The following is a 17,962-nucleotide window of genomic DNA, read 5'->3' as shown; positions in this document are numbered from 1 at the left end:
GACGGCAGCCCGATCAGGGCTGGCGGGGCTCAGGGCCGGCGCCGGGACGGCCATCGGCCCAGCCGCCCTGACCGTCGCCGCGCTTGCGCAGGTACTTCTCGAATTCCTGGGCGATGGCTTCACCGCTCGCCTCTGGCGAGTCGACGGTGTCCCTGGCCTGTTCGAGTTGTCCGATGTACGCGGCCATCTCCTCGTCCTCCGCGGCGAGGGCGTCGATCCCGGTCTCCCACTCCGACGCGTCCGTGACCAGGTCGCCGCGCGGGATCACGACGTCGATGATCTCCTCGAGCTTGTCGATCAGCGCGAGCATGGCCTTGGGCGACGGCGCGTTGTGCACGTAGTGCGGCACGGATGCCCAAATCGACAGGCTCGGGACACCCACGGTCTCCGCCGCGGCGGCGAGCACGCTGAGGATCCCGACCGGGCCCTCGTAGGTGCTGCGCTCGACCTGCAATTCCGCGCGCACCTCGGGGTTGTCGCTGGAGACGAAGATCGAGATCGGCCGGGTGTGGGGCACATCAGCGAGCATCGCGCCGAGGAACACGATCCCGCTCACATCGGCCGCGAGGACCGAATCGAGGATCTCGGCCGTGAAGCTCTTCCAACTACGGGACGGCTCGGTGCCGAGCAACAGGTAGATGTTGCCCGCGTTGGCGCCGCTGACCCGCAGCTGCGCATCCTCGGCCAACGGCACCCCGCTGGCGCCGGGAACGGTCGGACCGTACATCACCGCGCTCGGCCACTCGATGACCCGCCGACCGTCCTCGTCGGTGGACACCGTGGGCCGGTTGAACTGGTAGTCAAAATACAGCTCGGGGTCGATGCGCTTGACCTCGTCCACGTCGAGGAGGTCTTTCAGTGTCTTCACGGCACCCGTGGCGGCTTCCCCCGCGTCGTTCCAGCCTTCGAAGGCGACCACCAGGAGCCGACCGCTGAGAAACCCATTACCGTCTGTCACGTGCGTACAACCTCGTGTATTCCGGCCGCCGCGACTGGGCGGCCTCCTTCAAGGATAGGCCGTGCCCCCTAAACTTGAACCCCGTGACTCTGATCCCCGCACTCTCGTCCCCGCCCGCCGCCGTCCTCTGGGACATGGACGGCACCCTGGTCGACACCGAACCGTACTGGATGCGCGCCGAACACGAGCTTGTGGAGTCCTTCGGCGGGGTCTGGACCCACGCCGACGCTATGCTCCTCGTCGGCTCCGGCCTGCTCGGCTCCGCGGCCATCCTGCAGAACCGCGGGGTGAACCTCGCCGCGGAGGCCATCGTCGATCACCTCACCACCCGGGTGCAGGAACAGCTGGCCTCCGCCGGGGTTCCGTGGCGGCCCGGCGCCCTCGAGTTGCTCACCGAGCTGCACACGGCGGGCATGCCGATGGCTCTGGTCACCATGTCCGAGCGACGGATGGCCCACCAGATCAGCGGCATCGTCGGCTTCGACGCGTTCACCACCATCGTCACCGGCGACAGGGTGCAGCAGAGCAAACCGCACCCGGAGGCCTACCTCACGGCGGCGGACGAGCTCGGTGTCGACCCCGTGCACTGCATCGCGATCGAGGACTCCCTGCCCGGCGTCGCCGCGGCGGTCGCCTCCGGCGCCGTCACCGTTGCAGTGCCGCACATGGTCGAGATCCTGCCCAGTGAGCACTACACCCTCCTGGATTCCCTCACCGGCAGCACACTGGCCTCGCTGACCGAGCTGTACGGCTCCCGCAGGCCCCACCATCCGTCTTCCCTCGGCCTCACCGAGGACCGCCCCACCACACCCAAGGACACAACCCGCGCATGAGCGACAACCAGGTCATCCAGAACAGCGGTCCCTTCCGCGCCGGCGACAGAGTGCAGCTGACCGGCCCCAAGGGCAAGCTGAACACCATCACCCTCGAGCCGGGCAAGACCTTCCACACCCACAGGGGCATCCTCGAGCACGACGACATCATCGGCCGTCCGGACGCATCCGTGGTCACCAACAACGTCGGTGTCGAGCACCTCGCCCTGCGCCCGTTGCTGATCGACTTCGTGATGAGCATGCCCCGCGGCGCGGCGATCATCTACCCCAAGGACGCCGCACAGATCCTGGCCCAGGCGGACATCTTTCCCGGCGCCACTGTGGTGGAGGCCGGGGTCGGTTCCGGCGCCCTGTCGCTCTGGCTGCTCCGCGCCATCGGCCCGGCCGGCACCCTGGCGTCGTTCGAACGCCGGGAGGAATTCTCCGATGTCGCCCGCGCCAACGTCGCAACCTTCCTCGGCCACGACCCGCAGAACTGGTCGATCACCCTCGGTGACCTCGCCGACACACTGCCGGAGACCATGCCGGACCAGTCCGTCGACCGGGTTGTCCTGGACATGCTCGCCCCGTGGGAGTGCATCGACGTCGTCTCCGCCGCCCTCAAGCCCGGGGGAGTGCTGCTCTGCTACGTGGCCACGGTGACCCAACTGTCCCGCGTCGCCGAGGCCATCCGCGCCACCGGCCACTACACCAACCCCGACTCGCACGAGACCATGGTGCGCGGATGGCACGTCGAGGGTCTCGCCGTGCGACCAGATCACCGCATGATCGGTCACACCGGTTTCCTGATCACCGCACGCCGCCTCGCTCCGGACACCGTCCTGCCCGAGCTCAAGCGTCGCCCGTCGAAGACCGACTTCAGCGACGCCGACGTGGAACTGTGGACGCCGGGCGCCCTGGGCGAACGCTCCGTCAGCGCCAAGGTGATGCGCAAGCGCAACCGCACGGCCGAGACCGGCGCGGCGCTCTCCAAGGCTCGCGACCTCGACGCCGGTTAGGATGGGTTCCGGCCCGCGGCCCGCACCAGGTCGTTCGCGCCGGCACTCTCCCCGCAAACTCACCCTGCCAGCATCACGCTGGTGCTTCCCTGTATCGAAATGAGGACTCGTGCGTAAAGTTCCCGCACTCATCGCAACCGCCGGACTGGTGCTCGTGACCCTGACCGCCTGCAGCCCCGGCGCCGAATCGGCCGACTGCACGCCGCCGGTGGCATCGGGCGACGCGTCCGAGCTGGTGTCGGTGACGGGCGACTTCGGCTCGGCCCCCACCGTCGACTTCCCCACCCCGTTGAAGACGGACACCACCCAGCGCAGCGGGATCATCGACGGCACGGGCCCCGGTCTCGTCGACGGCCAGCAGGTGCAGGTCGACCTCAGCGTCTACAACGCCACCACGGGCGCCGTCATCGAGGAAAGCTCCTACGACGGCGAGACCAGGGCCACCTTCGTGCTGAACGACCAGCTGCTCGCCGGCCTCGGCGACGGCCTGCGCTGCGCCCAGGTCGGCTCCAGGATCGCCGTGGTCACCTCCGCCGCGGACGGCTTCGGTGAGGCCGGCAACGCTGATATCGGCGTGGGTGAAAACGACTCCCTGGTCTTCGTGCTCGACGTCGTCAAGAGCTACCTCACCCGCGCAGACGGCGCGCCCCAGCTGCCTGTCGCCGGGCTGCCCGCCGTGGTCCTCGCCGAAGACGGCACCCCCGGTATCACCGTGCCGTCGGCCGCGCCGCCCACCGAGCTCGAGGTCGGCGTCCTGAAGAAGGGTGATGGCGAAGAGGTCACGGACGGGTCCACCGTCACCGTGCACTACACCGGAGTGCTCTGGGACGAGAAGACCGTCTTCGACTCGAGCTGGGAAGCCGGCCAGCCGGCGGCGTTGCGCGCCGCAGACGGGTCCACCACCGAGGGCGGGCTCATCCCCGGGTTCGCGCAGGCCCTCATCGGCCAGACCGTCGGTTCGCAGATCGTCGCCGTGATCCCGCCGGAACTCGCCTACGGCGACGAGGCGTCGGAATCCATCCCGGCCGGTTCCACCCTGGTCTTCGTCGTCGACATCCTCGGCGTCGACTAGACCGTCCCGGCCCATCCATCGCGCCCTCAGGCGCGATCCGGATGGGCCGGTCAGCGCCCAGCCCAGATAGGATCGCGTACGTGTCGCCCACCACAGAACACCAGCATCCCGTCACCGTCGAGGAACGCCTCTTCAGCCTGGTCCTCGCGCTGATCGCGACTCAGATCGGCCTGACCAAGAACGAGATCCTCTCGACCGTTCAGGGGTATCGTCAGCGCTTCCAGGTCGGTAAGGACAACTCCAGCCTCGAGCGTCAGTTCGAACGCGACAAGGACGACATCCGCGAGCTGGGCATCCCGCTGGAAACCATCGAGTCTCCCGACGACCCCGGCAGTAACCACCACCTGCGCTACCGCATCCCCAAGGGCCTCTACGACCTGCCCGCCGACATCACCTTCTCCGCCGACGAGATCATGTTGCTCAAGCTGGCTGCCACGGTCTGGCGGGAGGGTTCGCTGTCCGCGGAGTCCCGTCGGGCGCTGACCAAACTGAATTCCCTCGGTATCGATTCCACCGACCCGGTCGTGGGGTACGCACCATTCCTGCGGGCGCGGGAGGCCTCCTTCGAACCTCTGAGCAAGGCCATGGACCGCGGCCAGGTGGTGGCGTTCCTCTACCTCAAACCCGGCGAGAGCGCACCGCGCCGCCGTGTGGTGTCACCTCAGGCCGTGGTGCTGCACGAGGGCCGCTGGCACCTCTACGGCACCGACCAGGATGCCGCAGCCACCCGCACGTTCCTGCTGTCCCGCATCATCGGCGCCGTCGTCGCTCTTCCCGGCACTGGCGGCCACCGCGCCGACGACGGGCAGGGCGAACAAGCGCTGGCCGAGCTGGACGCGCTGTGGCACGCGCAGACCGCGGCGATCATCGTGGAGCAGGGCACGGATGCCGCCGTGCGGCTCGGTAAGCGCGGGGTGCAGGTCGACAGCAACAGCGACAGCGACAGCGGCAGCGACAGCAACAGCGACAGCGACAGCGGCGACGGCCAGCTGGTGGAGCTGCACTACACCGACCTCAACATCCTGGCCGATGAGCTGGCCGGGTACGGCCCAGAGGTATTCGTGCGATCACCCGCCGCACTGCGCGACGCCGTCCTGCTGCGCCTGCGTCTGGTGCGCGACAGCCACGCCCCCTTCCCGGAGACCGACCGATGACCGCCAAGCCCGCCGCGTTCGGCGCCTCAGACAAGCTCACCCTGCTGCTCTCCCTCGTGCCGTACCTGATGGATCACGACCGGGTCAGCGTCACGACCGTCGCCGAGCACTTCGGCGTGCCCGCCGCCAGGGTCAGGGACGCGGTGAACCTGATCGCGATGTCGGGGGTACCGGGGGAGACCAGGCAGTACCTGCACGGTGACCTCTTCGACATCCAGTGGGACGAGTTCGAGAACAACGACACCATCGTGCTCACCCACCTGGTCGCCATCGATGACTCACCCCGGTTCTCCGCCAGGGAGGCGGCCGCCCTGATCGCCGGGCTGCAATACCTGTCCGCCCTACCGGAGAACGGCGACACCGACGCCATCGCGTCCCTGATGGCCAAGCTCACCCGCAGCTCGACCGGTTCGCCCAGCCAGCTGGCCGTGTCCCGCACCGACGGGGACGAGGCCATCTCGATCATCCAGGCCGCCGTGCGCGCCGGCACCCAGGTCGAGTTCGGTTATCTCACCGCCAGGGGCAGCGCCGAGCACCGCCGGGTCGACCCGCTGCGCATCGAGTCCGTCGACAACGACTGGTACCTGCGCGGCTGGTGTCATCTGCGCGGTGCGATGCGCACCTTCCGGCTGGACCGGATGAGCGACCTGCGCTCAACGGCCGTCCCCGCCGACAGCCACGACGACGGCGTTCTGCTGCCCGACACGCTCTTCGTGGGCTCAGCGGACGACACCACCGTGACCATCGAGGTTCCGGCCTCGGCCCTCGGCCTGCTCGCCGACTACGCCCCGGTGCCCACCCCGACCGCCGACGGCGCGTTGACGCGGGCGAAGCTGCGCGTCTCGCACTATCACGGGCTCAAACGCCTCGTCGCCGGCCTGGCCGGGGTCGTGACCGTCGTCGACCCCGGCGAGGCCAGGCAGACCGTCGCGGACTGGGCCGCCGCGGGGGTCGCCCGCTACGACGACGACAGCGGCGGCCGCGACGACGGCAGCGTCGGCCGCGACGACGGCAGCGTCGGAGCCGCGGCGGATGAGGTCCGCCCGTGATGCCGCTCTGGTCCTGGATCGTGATCTGGGCCGTGCTGGTCGTCGGCCTGATCGCCATGCTGGTCTGGTTCGCCGTGCGACTCTTCCGCAAACTGATGGGCACCCTCGGCGCCCTCGAGGACCTCGGCGACCAGCTCGCCGAGCTCGACCTCGATCGTGAGCTCCCGCGGGCCAGGTTCCACCCCGCGGTTTTCGCCGACCGACGGGCCCTGGCTGCCGCGATCGACCAGGCCCGCCTGACCCGGCTGTACCGCAGGGCCCTGCGGCGGGATCTCGCAATCAGCCGGGGTAAACTACTCCAACACAGTCCCTACAAGCCAGAGGATCGACCCTCATGTTGAGCAATCTGACCGGATGGCATTTCCTGATCATCCTCGTCGTCATCCTGCTGTTGTTCGGCGCGCCGAAACTTCCCGGCCTGGCCCGCAGCCTCGGCCAGTCGATGAAGATCTTCAAGAACGAGATCAAGAGCGACACCATCGACGAACCCGCCGACCCCGCAGGAACCGCCGCACGCCCCGACAGTGCTGACGGCACAACACGGCCCGTTGGCCCGGGCGACCAGACGAAGCCGTAACCGTCGTGGCCGTACGCACCGCCAAGCGTGCGAACCGGGCGGGCACCATGTCGCTCGGCCAGCATCTGCTCGAGCTTCGCAAGCGCCTGTTCCGCGCCGCCGCCGGCATCCTGATCGGCGGCATCATCGGTTGGATGCTGTCCGAGGGCGTTTGGGACGCCCTCCGGCAGCCGATCTACGCCATCGCGGAGGCGCAGAACCGCAACGCCGAGATCAACTACCCCGACATCACCAGCGCCTTCGACCTGCGGTTGAAGATCGCCTTCTATGTCGGCCTGGTCGTCTCCAGTCCGATCTGGCTGTACCAGATTTTCGCGTTCCTGATGCCGGGGCTCACCCGCGGCGAGAAGAAGTACGTCTACGGCTTCGTGCTCACCGCCGTTCCACTCTTCCTCGCCGGCTGCGCCGCCGGCTGGTTCGTGCTGCCGCAGATCGTCGGGCTGATGACGAGCTTCGCCCCGCCGGAGGACGCCGCCTTCATCAACGCCCAGAACTACCTGGACTTCACCCTCAAACTCCTGGTCGCCATCGGGATCGCCTTCGTGCTGCCGGTGTTCGTGGTCCTGCTCAATTTCGCCGGCGTGGTCAGCGCGGCTTCGATCATCAAGTCCTGGCGCATCGCCGTGCTGGTGATCGTGCTCTTCACCGCGATCGCCACCCCCGCAGCGGACGTGATCTCGATGTTCATGCTCGCGATCCCCATGATCATGCTGTATTTCGCCGCCTACGGCATCGCTTTCCTGCACGACAAGCGCGCCGCCCGGCGCGCACTCGCCCTCGAACGGGAGCTGGCGCTCTAGCGCTACCAGATGACAGACCTACAGTCGCCGGCGGACCGGTACACGGCAGCACGCCTCCGGGCTCAGACCCCCAGGCTCGAGACTTTTCGCCGCGGCCTCAGATTCGAGCTGGATGCCTTCCAACTGGCGGCCGGCGCCTCCCTCGAGGCCGGAAACAGCGTTCTTGTGGCCGCTCCCACCGGGGCGGGCAAGACCGTGGTCGCGGAGTTCGCCATCTTCCTGGCCATGCAGCAGCCCAGTGCGAAGGTGTTCTACACGGCGCCGATGAAGGCGCTGAGCAACCAGAAGTTCCAGGAGCTCGTCGCCGAGTACGGCGCGGACCAGGTCGGCCTGCTCACCGGTGACACCAACGTCAACGCGGGTGCCAGGATCGTCGTGATGACGACGGAGGTGCTCCGCAATATGCTTTACGCGGATTCCGACCTGCTGCACAATCTCGCGTTCGTGATCATGGACGAGGTCCACTACCTGGCGGATCGTTTCCGCGGTGCGGTCTGGGAAGAGGTCATCATCCACCTGCCGCAGTCTGTGCGGATGGTGTCGCTGAGCGCGACCGTCTCCAACGCCGAGGAGTTCGGCGACTGGCTGCAGGCGGTGCGTGGGGACACCGATGTGATCGTCTCGGAGGAGCGCCCCGTGCCGCTCGATCAGCACGTTCTGGTCAAGTCCAAGATGCTCGACCTGTTCGACTCCTCCGGCCTGGCCGCAACCCACCGGGTCAACCCCGAGCTGGCCCGCCTGGCCCAGTCCGGTGGCCGCCCGGTGCTTGATCGTTCCGGCGGCCGGTCCGGCGGCCGACGCGGGTCCGGCCAGGGCCGCTATCACCAGCAGCGCACCCAGACCGATGCCGGGCGGATGGACCGCGCCGAGATCGTCCGGATGCTCGAGGGCAAGCACCTGCTCCCCGCGATCTTCTTCATCTTCAGCCGGGTCGGCTGTGACCAGGCCGTGCGCCAGGTCCTGCGCGCCGGTGTACGCCTGACCGACACCGAGGAACGCGACGAAATCCGCCAGATCGTCGACGAACGCTGCCGGACCCTGCTCGACGAAGACCTCGCCGTGCTCGGCTACTGGGAGTGGCTGGACGGGCTTGAACGCGGGGTCGCGGCGCACCACGCCGGCATGCTGCCGGCCTTCAAGGAGGTCGTCGAAGAACTCTTCCAGAAGAAGTTGGTCAAGGCCGTTTTCGCCACCGAAACCCTGGCCTTGGGCATCAACATGCCCGCGCGCACCGTGGTGCTGGACAAGCTCGAGAAATTCAACGGCGAAGCCAGGGTGCCGATCACCCCGGGGGAGTACACCCAGCTCACCGGCCGCGCCGGACGGCGCGGCATCGACGTCGAGGGCCACGCCGTCATCCAGTGGCAGCAGGGCCTGGACCCGCAGGCGGTCGCGTCCTTGGCATCCCGCCGGACCTACCCGTTGAACTCGAGTTTCAAGCCGACGTACAACATGGCGGTCAACCTGATCGACCAGTTCGGGCGAGAACACACCAGGGAGGTCCTGGAGTCCTCCTTCGCCCAGTTCCAGGCCGACCGCGCGGTGGTCGACCTGGCACGCCGGGTTCGGCAGCAGCAGGGCTCCCTCGACGGCTACGCGACCTCGATGGCCTGCCACCTGGGTGACTTCACCGAATACTCCGGTATCCGGCGCCGTTTGAGTGACCTCGAACGCGAGAACGCCGCCGCGGACACGAACGCGCGCGGCCGCGACCGCCGGCAGAAGGAACTCGCCGCACTGCGCAAGCGGATGCGCGCGCACCCCTGCCACAGTTGCCCTGAGCGCGAGGCGCACGCCCGCTGGGCCGCGAGGTGGTGGAAACTGACCAGGGAGACCGAGGCGCTGACCAGTCAGATCACGGCCAGGACCGGAGCCGTCGCCCGGGTCTTCGACCGGGTCACCGACGTGCTGCTCGGGTTCGGGTATCTGCTTCCCGGCGAGGGCCGGGCGGTCACGCTGAGCGAGAGCGGGCGCATCCTGCGGCGCATCTACGCCGACCGGGACCTGCTTGTCGCCGAATCCCTGCGCCGTGGCCTGTGGAACTCGCTGGACGCACCCAGCCTCGCCGCGATGGCGTGCGCGCTGGTCTTCGAACCGCGCCGGGACGAAGGATTGACCGACGAGAGATTCCTGCCCAAGGGGCCGTTCCGGCCCGCCCTGGATGCCACGCAGACGCTGTGGAGCCAGCTGGACGATCTGGAGCGCGATCACAAGCTGCCCGGCAGCAATCCCCTCGCCGGCGGACTCAGCCTGGCGATGTGGAAATGGGCCAGGGGAGACTCGCTCGGCCTCGTGCTCGAGGAGGCCGAGATGGCCGCGGGTGACTTCGTGCGCTGGACCAAGCAGACCATCGACCTGCTCGACCAGCTGTCGGTGGTGGCCGATGGTCCGGTCGGTCGCACCGCCAGGGTCGCCATGGACTCCATCCGTCGCGGCATCGTCGCGTATTCCTCGGTCGCATAGGCTGTCGAGGTGACGAGAGCCAGACCGCAGAAGACCGGCCTGCCCCTGTGGGCGGCGCTGCTGCTTGCCGCCGGTGCCGGCGCCGTCCTGGACGCGGCCTTCCCCGACCGGTCCTGGTGGATGCTCGCCCCGGTCGGAGTGATCCTGCTCCTGCTCGCACTGCTCGGGCGTGGCCCCTGGACGGGCCTCCTGGTCGGACTGGTCGGTGGACTGTCCTTCTGGCTCATTCACATCAGCTGGCTCACTCTGTACCTCGGCCCGGTCCCGTGGCTCGCCCTCGCCGGGCTGCAGGCCATCTTCTTCGCGGTCGGCCTGGCGTTGACCGCAATCGTGCTCAACGTCGGCCCACGGGTGTGGCCCACCGCCGTCGGCCGTCTGGGCATGGTTCCCGTGGTCGTGGCCGGACTCTGGACGGCCCGCGAGGCCATCTCCGCCGTCTGGCCGTACGGTGGCTTCGCGTGGGGTCGCATCGCCCTCTCCCAATCGGAGAGCCCGTTCGGCAGTCTCGTCGCGTGGGTGGGCATGTCCGGACTCAGCTTCATCCTCGTCTGGCTCAGCACCCTGGTCCTGCAGCTGGGCCGGGAACGGCACGGCCGGATCGGCGTCAGGGCGGCGACTGCCGTCGCCGCCGTCGCCGTGCTGCTGGCCTTCCCGTCCTGGCCGACGGTGCAGAGCGGCACGGCCCGCATCGCCGCCGTGCAGGGCGCCTCGGACGCCGGCCTGTTCGCGCAGAACGCGCCGGGACAGATCCTTTCCGACCACGTCTCTGCCACCCTGCCCGTGATCGACGAGGACGTGGACTTCGTGGTCTGGCCGGAGAACGGCATCGACGTGGACCCGCTCCGCAGCGCCGATTCCGCCCGGGTGGCCGACTACATCAGCAGCGCGCTGGATGCGCCGCTCATCGCCGGCACCATCACCGAGCGTTCCGGCAAGTTCTACAACACCTCCCTGCTGTGGAAGGCGGGGGAGGGAGCCGTCGACCTGTACGACAAGGTGCACCCGGTGCCGTTTGCGGAATACATGCCCGACCGTGCGTTCTGGCGGCCGTTCGCACCGGACCTGATCGACCTGGTCTCCCGGGACTATGAGATCGGCACGAGGGACAACGTCTTCGACATCGACGGCATCCTGGCCGGCATCGCCATCTGCTTCGACATCGCCGATGACCAGCTGGTACACGAGATGATCGCCGACGACGCCGAGATCATCCTGGCGCAGACGAACAACGCCGACTTCGGCCGCACCGACGAGTCCGTGCAGCAGCTCGCCATCGCGCGACTGCGTGCCATCGAGGCCGGTCGCACCGTGGTCAACATCTCCACCGTCGGCACCAGCGCGATCATCACCCCTGACGGCGGCACGCTCGACAGCCTGCCCACCTGGGTGCCGGGCGCCATGGTCCAAACGGTCCCGTTGAGCACCACCGACACTCCGGCGATGAGCGTCGGCCGGCCGGTGGAATGGTTCGTGTCCGGACTCGGCCTGGCCGGTGTCCTGTTCTGCCTGCTCGCCGGGAAGACAACCCATCGGGTGTCACCCGGTTTCGGTCCCGACCGGGCCAGGATACGCAAACGGCGCCGGGGTTAGCCGGCGCCGTTCGTCAGGGGGCGAAAACAGGAGTGTTCGACCATCCGGTCAGCGCATCTAGGCGCCGACCTTCTGGCCGCGGCGCTGACGGAGAACCGTCAGCCGTTCCTCCAACAGTTCTTCGAGTTCGGCCCGGGTACGACGTTCCAGGAGCATGTCCCAGTGCGTGCGGGCGATCTTCTCGTCGGAGTGGTCGACGACCACGGGCTTCGAGTCGACCAGCCGGGTGGCGGTCTGGGAGCAGAAACGGCACTCCCATTCATCCGGTGCTTCTGCTTCGGCGGAGAAAATCATCACCGTCTCGCGCTCGCACGTTGCACACAAGTACGTGTGACTGACGCGTGGGGAAAAGGTCACGCCCTCTTCGCTCTGAAGGCTCTGTGAACCCAATCTCATGCCACGCAAACTACGATCTGCCATCGTGTGGTCTCCTCTCGCGATGCCTGTCTAGTTGTAAACCATCAAGCTGGACGTTATCTTTCCGTTATCGCCGATCTGGCGGGGTTCTCTCAGGAACAACGGAGGTGGAGACCGGATCGCGCGCGCAGGTCAGGTGGGGTGCGCGGCTCCGAAGGGACGGGGGCCGCCGCTGCCGCTCAGCGCAGCAGCCAGATCGCACCGGTCCGTGACCAGGCCGTCCACCCCCAGGGCCAGGAGTCTGGTCATCTGCGCGGTGTCGTTGATCGTCCAGACGTGCACCTCGACACCGAGCGCGTGCATGTGCCTGAGCACCCGTCGCGTCACGATCCGCACCGGCCCGGCTCGCACGGGAACCTGGATGGCGCTGATCCCGCGCACGAGCCGGGGGAGTGCCCAGTGCTGGCGCAGCAGGACCGCCGCCACCAGCAGGGTGACACCCGGCGCGGATGCCGAACTCACGGTGCCGGGAGCGGCCCGCACGGCTCGCCGCCGCCGGGACTCGGAGAACGATGTAAGCAGCACCCGATGCGCGGCCCCCGCAGAGCGGATGGCGCGGGCGGTGGGCAGGACCGCATCGGCCGACTTCACGTCCAGGTTGAACAACGCGGACGGAAACGCCTCCAACGCTTCGGCGAGCGAACAGTAGGTCTGTCCCCGGCCGAGGTCGATCCGGGCCAGCTGGGCCATGGTCAGCCGGTTCACGGCCTGGCCGGTGTCGGGCAGCGTGGGGTCGTGGCTGAGGACCGCGACCCCGTCGCTGGTGGCGTGCACGTCGGTCTCGAGATGTGTGGCCCCGGCGTTCAACGCAGCGAGAAACGCCAGCAGAGTGTTCTCCGGCGCGTCCAGGCTCAGGCCACGGTGCGCCAGGATGCGTGGCCGAGCCGGGCTGAGGAAGGCGGCTCGGACGGGGCTCATGACCGGGCGTCGGCCGGGGGAGTCGGAGCGCTGGGTACCGCCGGGTGACTGCCGGGCACGGGATTCGGGCCGAAGGCCCTGCCGATGCCCTTCATGGCCTCGGTGAGCTCACTGGGCACGATCCAGAGCTTGTTGGCGCTGCCCTCGGCGAGCTTGGGCAAGGTCTGCAGGTACTGGTAGGCCAGCAGTTTCGGGTCGGGATCGCCGTCGTGGATGGCCTTGAAGACCGTGGTGATGGCCTCGGCCTCACCCTGCGCACGGAGCACGGCGGCCTGGGCCTGCCCCTCGGCCTGGAGGATCGACGCCTGCCTGGCCCCCTCCGCCGTGAGGATCGCGGACTGCTTGGTGCCCTCCGCGGTGAGGATCAGCGCGCGGCGGTCACGTTCGGCGCGCATCTGCTTCTCCATCGAGTCCTGGATCGAGTGCGGCGGGTCGATGGCCTTGAGTTCCACCCGGCCCACCCTGATGCCCCATTTGCCGGTGGCCTCGTCCAGCACGATCCGCAGCTGACCGTTGATGTTGTCCCGGCTGGTCAGGGCCTCTTCCAGATTGAGGCCGCCGACCACGTTGCGCAGGGTGGTCGTGGTGAGCTGCTCGACCGCGCCGAGGTAGTTGGCGATCTCGTAGGTGGCCGCGCGGGCATCCGTCACCTGGAAGTAGACGACGGTGTCGATGGACACCACCAGGTTGTCCTCGGTGATCACCGGCTGCGGGGGAAAAGACACCACCTGCTCGCGCATGTCGATCAGCGGGCGCACCCTGTCGATGAAGGGCACCAGCAGGTTCAGCCCCGGCATCAGCGTCTTGTGGTACTTGCCCAGTCGTTCGACGACACCCGCGTTGGCCTGCGGGATGATCTTGATCGCGCGCACGAGCACCACGATCACGAAGACCGCGATCACGACCAGGAGTGCGATCACAAAGATCTGGCCGATGAATTCATCAGGGTTGAGCATTGAGCGGTCCTTTCCTGGGGACGACGACAGCTGTGGAACCTTCGATGGCGGACACGGTGACGGTGTCACCCGGGTCGACCGAGGATGCGGGGGAGAGGTCGGAGAGCCTGGCGGTCCAGGTCTCGCCGTTGGCCAGTTTGACCAGGCCGCCGGTGACACCGATGGTCGCCACGACCCGGCCGCTCAGCCCGATCAGGGCGGCGACATTGCTCGGTGTGGGGTCTGCGCCCTTTTTCATCACTCGGAGCAGGACGGGTCGGATCAGCACGAGAAGCAGCACCGAGAGGAGCGCTGCGATGAGGATCTGCACCCACCAGTCCAGGTCGAGCAGGTTCGCGGCCAGTCCGCCCAGGCTGCCCACCCCGATCATGAGGAAGGTGAATTCGAGTGTGAGCAGCTCGATGATGACGCAGACCAGGATGAAGCCCAGCCAGATAATCCACAGGTAGTCGGTCAAATCCACCATCTCGCACCCCTCGCGCGTTGATTTGCTACCGACGCTAGCACCTGAGGGTGGGAGGCATGTTGATAGTCTTTATCCCCGTGAGCACACCATCGATGAATCCCCTCCAGCCCGGCAGCCTTTCGGGAAAGCGCATCCTCGTCACGGGTTCGTCCCGGGGGATCGGAGCCGACACCGTCGCCTACTTCGCCGAAGCCGGCGCCCAGGTCGTCATCAACTACCGCAACAAGGAAGCGCGGGCGAACAAACTCGCCACCGCCATCCGCGCTGCCGGGGGAACCGCCATCACCGTGGCCGCCGACCTCACCGACGCCGCGTCGGTGGCAGCAATGTTCGATACCATCCGCGCCGAGTACGGCGGACTGGACATCCTGGTGATGAATGCGTCCGGCGGCATGGAGAGCGGCATGGCCGAGGACTACGCCATGCAGCTGAACCGGGACGCCCAGGTGAACCTCCTCAACGCCGCTGTACCGCTGTTGAGCGACGGCTCCCGGGTGGTCTTCATCACCAGCCACCAGGCCCACTTCGTCGACACCGCATCCAACGTCGCCGTGTACGAGCCCGTCGCGCGCAGCAAGCGGGCCGGCGAGGACGCCCTCAGGGCCGTGATCCCCGAGCTCGCGGAGGCCGGCATCGGTTTTGTCGTCGTGTCCGGCGACATGATCCAGGGCACCATCACGGCCGTGCTCCTCGAGCGGGCCAACCCCGGTGCGATCAGCGCCAGGCAGGACTCCGCCGGCAAGCTGTACAACGTGGGCGAGTTCGCCGCCGAAATCGTCCTGGCCGCGGTCGAACCGGTGCCGGCGAACAACACCCGGTACGTCGGCGACACGTCGGATTTCACCAGCTGATCCGGCCACCCAGCTGAGCTGCCTGAGCCCGCTCCGGCGGCTCAGGCGGCCGAGCCGGTCACGCCGCGCCCGAAGGTGAATGCCCGCACGAGCTGGACCAGCCCGGAGATGATCAGCATGATCCCGCCGATCGTGACGAGCACCCCGATGGTTTCGACGGGCGCGAACAGCACGATGCCGCCGGCCACGATGCCGACGACGCCGAGAAGGATTCCGACCCACCGGCTGGAGTCTGTGCTGTACTCGACCAGGGCGGCCGCGCCGTCCACGATCCAGACGATGCCGACCAGCAGGCCGAGCACGGCCAGCGATCCCTCCGGGTTGAGCAGGGCGTAGATTCCGAGCACCAGGACCGCGAGCCCGAAAATGACGTTGAGTAGGCGGCTGCCCGCGCCTGCCCCGGAGCTGGTCACTCCACGGGCAATCCGCACGACACCGCTGATCACGAAGTACAGTCCGAACAGCACGGCGATGACGGCCAGGGTCGCCTCGGTCCAGACCAACAGGATCGTGCCGATAACGATGGCCACCAGGCCGCTGACGGCGAAGGCCACCCGGATGCTGGTGAGCTCACGCCCGGTCAGCCTGCCCGGGTCGATCGCGAGGGCGAAGACGGCTTTTCCGTTTTCGGCGCTGTTCGACATGACGCTCCTTCGGTTCGAGACGGCAGGGGAGTGAGAGCTCTGGCTGCGGCCAACCTATTCCGAAGCCGGTGCTGCGGCTACGGCGCTGGCACGGTGCGCACCACCCCGCGACACGCCCTCTTTTTTTCCTGTGCAAAAATAAAGGCGGACTCGGTGACGACCTCCAGCGGGTTCTGGCGGTGCCGAGTCGACGATCGCCATCGTCCGTGGCGTACGGCACCGAGCCGTCAGCGGGTTGCACCTGGCGACCGCACCTCCTGGACGATTCCTACAGTCCGTCAAAAACGCACGCGTCCATCGTGGGAACGACCCGTGAACACCAGGACGCCCCACCGCTTCCGGACCATCCCTACTGTGACCGATAATGCACATTATGTCAACAAGGTGATTTCCAGGGTGCTTCTCGGCCCCTCAGCCGGCGAGGCCGATCACCCGGCGCCGACGCGCCCTCTGGTGGCTCAGGTCGGCTGGTGGCTCAGGTCGGCGGGTCGGTCTCTTGGCGGCGCCGCATGACCATGCCCAGCTCATTCACCGGCTCGAAGGCGTCCCGGTCCCAGGCGCCCGGATGCGGCACCGGACAGTTCAACACCGTGTCGTGGGCAGAGTGTTCGATGGTGTGTTCCGTCATCGGGCGCCCGCAGACCGGGCACTCCGCCAGACCCGTCGTCTCGGCCGCGTCATAGGTGCCCACCGGTGGTGACTCGAAGGCCGGTCGGAGTCGGTTCTCCACCCAGTCGAATAAACGGTCGGGGCCCCTGCGATGCGCCCTGGCCGAGGATTTCTCATTCTGGACCATGGCGACAGCGTACGCCGCGACGCACCCCGAATTCTAGGGGCACAAGCGGTTACGCGACCGGGGTCACTCTTCGCCGAAGCCGGTCTCGATCAGGTCGGCCAGGGCATCCACGGCCGCGCGTGAGCGCTCGTCGGGGCCGGAGATCTCCACCTTCATTCCTCTGGTCAGCCCCAGAGACATGATTCCGAGGAGGCTGTGCGCGTCCTTGCCGTTGACCGTGACGGCGGCGTCGAAGGTGCTGGCCAGCTTGACGAAGTCTGCGGCCGGACGGGCGTGCAGCCCATCCCGGTTTCGCAGCGTCACCGTGCGGGAAACCGTGCCGGAATCCCCCGGCACCGCTCCCCCGGCCGTGTCCGTGCGAGCCTCGGGCTCACGGCCCGCCGAGGATTCGGCAGCGGCGATCACGGCATCCAGGTCGCCGCCGATTTCGGCGGCGACCGCGGCCGCCACCCCACCCTCCACGAGAGGAGCGTCGGCGATGCGGACGCGTTCCCGCACCTCGTCATCGAGGAACTCGAGGGCCGTTTCGGCTGTGAGGATGGCCGAGCCGAGGTCGCACAGCACGACGGCCCCCGCACCGTTCTCGGCCAGGGCGATGCCGGTGGCGATGGCGTCGAAGTCCGTCCCGATTCCGCCGTCCGGACGACCGCCTGCGGCCACCAGGGTGATGGTCGGAGCCATCTGACGAGCCAACTCGACCAGGCCCTGAGCGATCAGGGCGCTGTGCGACACGAACACTAGGCCGACTCGTTCCGGCACGGGCTCAGCCACAATCAGGCCTGCGCGGCCGCATCGGCACCACAGCGCAGGATCAGCGCCGTCGACTGGGCACCAGGGTCACGATGGCCGATGGCTCGCTCGCCCAGATAGCTTGCCCGACCCTTGCGGGCCACCCACGGCTCCGTCGCAACGGCGCCGGCCTCTGCGGCATCCGCGGCGGCGGCGAGGATCAGGGCGGCGCTTGCCCCGGCGGCCGCGGCCTCTGTCGCCGCGTCCACCGCCGGAGTCCAGGCGTCGATCATGGTCTTGTCACCGGATTCCGCCTTGCCGCGCAACACGATTCCATCCCGTCCGGCCGTCAGTAGGGCGATGATCGCCGGCCCGTCCAGTTCCGCCGCACCGCTCACCGCGGCAGCGGCCTTCAGGTAGGCGGTGCCGTAGAGCGGACCGGCGGCACCGCCGACCGTGGAGATGAGCGTGGCCGCGAGGGCCTTGAGCAGCTCGGCGGGCGTCGCCGCGTCGGTCAGGGAGTCGAGCTTGGGCAGCATGGCCTGGAAGCCCCTGTCCATGTTCTCGCCGTGATCACCGTCGCCGATCTCCCGGTCCAGCGTGTTCAATTCTGCGCGGTGCTCAGACAGAACCTTCGCGCTGCTCCGGATCCAGGCCTCTGCCCATGCGACGTCTACGCTCATTCGGTCTT

20 protein-coding genes are annotated in these 17,962 nt (G+C 68.1%); 11 read left to right on the top strand and 9 right to left on the bottom strand.

Annotated features, from left to right (window positions below; genetic code table 11):
• Positions 1 to 13: 13 nt before the first annotated feature.
• Positions 14 to 958 (bottom strand): proteasome assembly chaperone family protein, encoded by a 945-nt coding sequence (locus tag K2F54_RS03290; protein ID WP_220604389.1) that lies wholly within the window; start codon positions 956 to 958, stop codon positions 14 to 16.
• Between the two features lie 83 nt (positions 959 to 1,041).
• On the opposite strand from K2F54_RS03290, the gene K2F54_RS03285 reads away from it, so the two are divergent.
• From K2F54_RS03285 to lnt, 10 genes are all read left to right on the top strand, one after another.
• Complete coding sequence (locus K2F54_RS03285; protein WP_308287492.1) at positions 1,042 to 1,791, top strand: HAD family hydrolase; 750 nt, start codon at positions 1,042 to 1,044, stop codon at positions 1,789 to 1,791.
• On the top strand, positions 1,788 to 2,789 hold the full coding sequence (locus K2F54_RS03280; RefSeq protein ID WP_255576621.1) for a tRNA (adenine-N1)-methyltransferase: 1,002 nt from the start codon (positions 1,788 to 1,790) through the stop codon (positions 2,787 to 2,789). Before K2F54_RS03285 ends, K2F54_RS03280 begins: the two co-directional genes overlap by 4 nt.
• A 109-nt stretch (positions 2,790 to 2,898) precedes the next feature.
• Positions 2,899 to 3,861, top strand: a complete 963-nt coding sequence (locus K2F54_RS03275; protein ID WP_220604388.1) for an FKBP-type peptidyl-prolyl cis-trans isomerase — start codon at positions 2,899 to 2,901, stop codon at positions 3,859 to 3,861.
• A gap of 80 nt (positions 3,862 to 3,941) precedes the next feature.
• Entirely contained in the window at positions 3,942 to 5,015 is a 1,074-nt protein-coding gene (locus K2F54_RS03270) for a helix-turn-helix transcriptional regulator (RefSeq protein WP_308287491.1), read from the top strand.
• Entirely contained in the window at positions 5,012 to 6,064 is a 1,053-nt protein-coding gene (locus K2F54_RS03265; protein ID WP_220604386.1) for a helix-turn-helix transcriptional regulator, read from the top strand. Before K2F54_RS03270 ends, K2F54_RS03265 begins: the two co-directional genes overlap by 4 nt.
• Positions 6,061 to 6,405, top strand: coding sequence for a hypothetical protein (locus K2F54_RS03260; protein ID WP_220604385.1), 345 nt, complete (start codon positions 6,061 to 6,063; stop codon positions 6,403 to 6,405). Before K2F54_RS03265 ends, K2F54_RS03260 begins: the two co-directional genes overlap by 4 nt.
• Positions 6,399 to 6,641 (top strand): twin-arginine translocase TatA/TatE family subunit, encoded by a 243-nt coding sequence (gene tatA / locus K2F54_RS03255; protein WP_220604384.1) that lies wholly within the window; start codon positions 6,399 to 6,401, stop codon positions 6,639 to 6,641. The genes K2F54_RS03260 and tatA overlap by 7 nt, the downstream gene beginning before the upstream one ends.
• A 5-nt stretch (positions 6,642 to 6,646) precedes the next feature.
• Positions 6,647 to 7,441 (top strand): twin-arginine translocase subunit TatC, encoded by a 795-nt coding sequence (gene tatC / locus K2F54_RS03250; RefSeq protein ID WP_308287490.1) that lies wholly within the window; start codon positions 6,647 to 6,649, stop codon positions 7,439 to 7,441.
• A 9-nt stretch (positions 7,442 to 7,450) separates the two neighbouring features.
• Positions 7,451 to 9,904, top strand: a complete 2,454-nt coding sequence (locus K2F54_RS03245; protein ID WP_220604383.1) for a DEAD/DEAH box helicase — start codon at positions 7,451 to 7,453, stop codon at positions 9,902 to 9,904.
• Positions 9,905 to 9,913: 9 nt separating this feature from the next.
• Positions 9,914 to 11,494 (top strand): apolipoprotein N-acyltransferase, encoded by a 1,581-nt coding sequence (gene lnt / locus K2F54_RS03240; RefSeq protein WP_308287489.1) that lies wholly within the window; start codon positions 9,914 to 9,916, stop codon positions 11,492 to 11,494.
• A gap of 57 nt (positions 11,495 to 11,551) precedes the next feature.
• On the opposite strand, the gene K2F54_RS03235 is transcribed toward lnt, so the two are convergent.
• The 4 genes from K2F54_RS03235 to K2F54_RS03220 form a co-directional block, all read right to left on the bottom strand.
• On the bottom strand, positions 11,552 to 11,914 hold the full coding sequence (locus K2F54_RS03235; RefSeq protein ID WP_130177507.1) for an RNA polymerase-binding protein RbpA: 363 nt from the start codon (positions 11,912 to 11,914) through the stop codon (positions 11,552 to 11,554).
• Between the two features lie 129 nt (positions 11,915 to 12,043).
• On the bottom strand, positions 12,044 to 12,829 hold the full coding sequence (locus tag K2F54_RS03230; protein WP_220604382.1) for a glycerophosphodiester phosphodiesterase family protein: 786 nt from the start codon (positions 12,827 to 12,829) through the stop codon (positions 12,044 to 12,046).
• Entirely contained in the window at positions 12,826 to 13,785 is a 960-nt protein-coding gene (locus K2F54_RS03225) for an SPFH domain-containing protein (RefSeq protein WP_220604381.1), read from the bottom strand. Before K2F54_RS03225 ends, K2F54_RS03230 begins: the two co-directional genes overlap by 4 nt.
• Complete coding sequence (locus K2F54_RS03220) at positions 13,772 to 14,251, bottom strand: NfeD family protein (protein WP_220604380.1); 480 nt, start codon at positions 14,249 to 14,251, stop codon at positions 13,772 to 13,774. The genes K2F54_RS03225 and K2F54_RS03220 overlap by 14 nt, the downstream gene beginning before the upstream one ends.
• A gap of 56 nt (positions 14,252 to 14,307) precedes the next feature.
• Here K2F54_RS03220 and K2F54_RS03215 point away from each other — a divergent pair, with 56 nt between their 5' ends.
• A complete protein-coding gene (locus K2F54_RS03215) occupies positions 14,308 to 15,102 on the top strand; it encodes an SDR family oxidoreductase (RefSeq protein WP_255576620.1) in 795 nt (264 codons plus the stop codon).
• 41 nt (positions 15,103 to 15,143) lie between these two features.
• Here the strand turns inward: K2F54_RS03215 and K2F54_RS03210 are convergent, their stop codons facing one another.
• From K2F54_RS03210 to dhaL, 4 genes are all read right to left on the bottom strand, one after another.
• Positions 15,144 to 15,746 carry an HdeD family acid-resistance protein gene (locus tag K2F54_RS03210; RefSeq protein ID WP_220604379.1) on the bottom strand — a complete coding sequence of 201 codons (603 nt, stop codon included), beginning with the start codon at positions 15,744 to 15,746 and terminating at the stop codon, positions 15,144 to 15,146.
• A 475-nt stretch (positions 15,747 to 16,221) separates the two neighbouring features.
• Positions 16,222 to 16,542, bottom strand: a complete 321-nt coding sequence (locus K2F54_RS03205; protein WP_220604378.1) for a hypothetical protein — start codon at positions 16,540 to 16,542, stop codon at positions 16,222 to 16,224.
• Positions 16,543 to 16,605: 63 nt separating this feature from the next.
• The gene (dhaM, locus tag K2F54_RS03200) at positions 16,606 to 17,280 is read right to left on the bottom strand and encodes a dihydroxyacetone kinase phosphoryl donor subunit DhaM (RefSeq protein ID WP_308287488.1); all 675 of its coding nucleotides are present in this window, start codon (positions 17,278 to 17,280) and stop codon (positions 16,606 to 16,608) included.
• 35 nt (positions 17,281 to 17,315) lie between these two features.
• Positions 17,316 to 17,954 (bottom strand): dihydroxyacetone kinase subunit DhaL, encoded by a 639-nt coding sequence (dhaL, locus tag K2F54_RS03195; protein WP_220604376.1) that lies wholly within the window; start codon positions 17,952 to 17,954, stop codon positions 17,316 to 17,318.
• Between the last annotated feature and the right edge of the window lie 8 nt (positions 17,955 to 17,962).

Origin of the sequence: Cryobacterium inferilacus (assembly GCF_019599185.1) — a bacterium.
In the GTDB taxonomy this organism is placed as follows: domain Bacteria; phylum Actinomycetota; class Actinomycetes; order Actinomycetales; family Microbacteriaceae; genus Cryobacterium; species Cryobacterium inferilacus.
The sequence above is the reverse complement of the archived record's forward strand: the minus strand, read 5'-3'. Positions and strand labels throughout refer to the sequence as shown.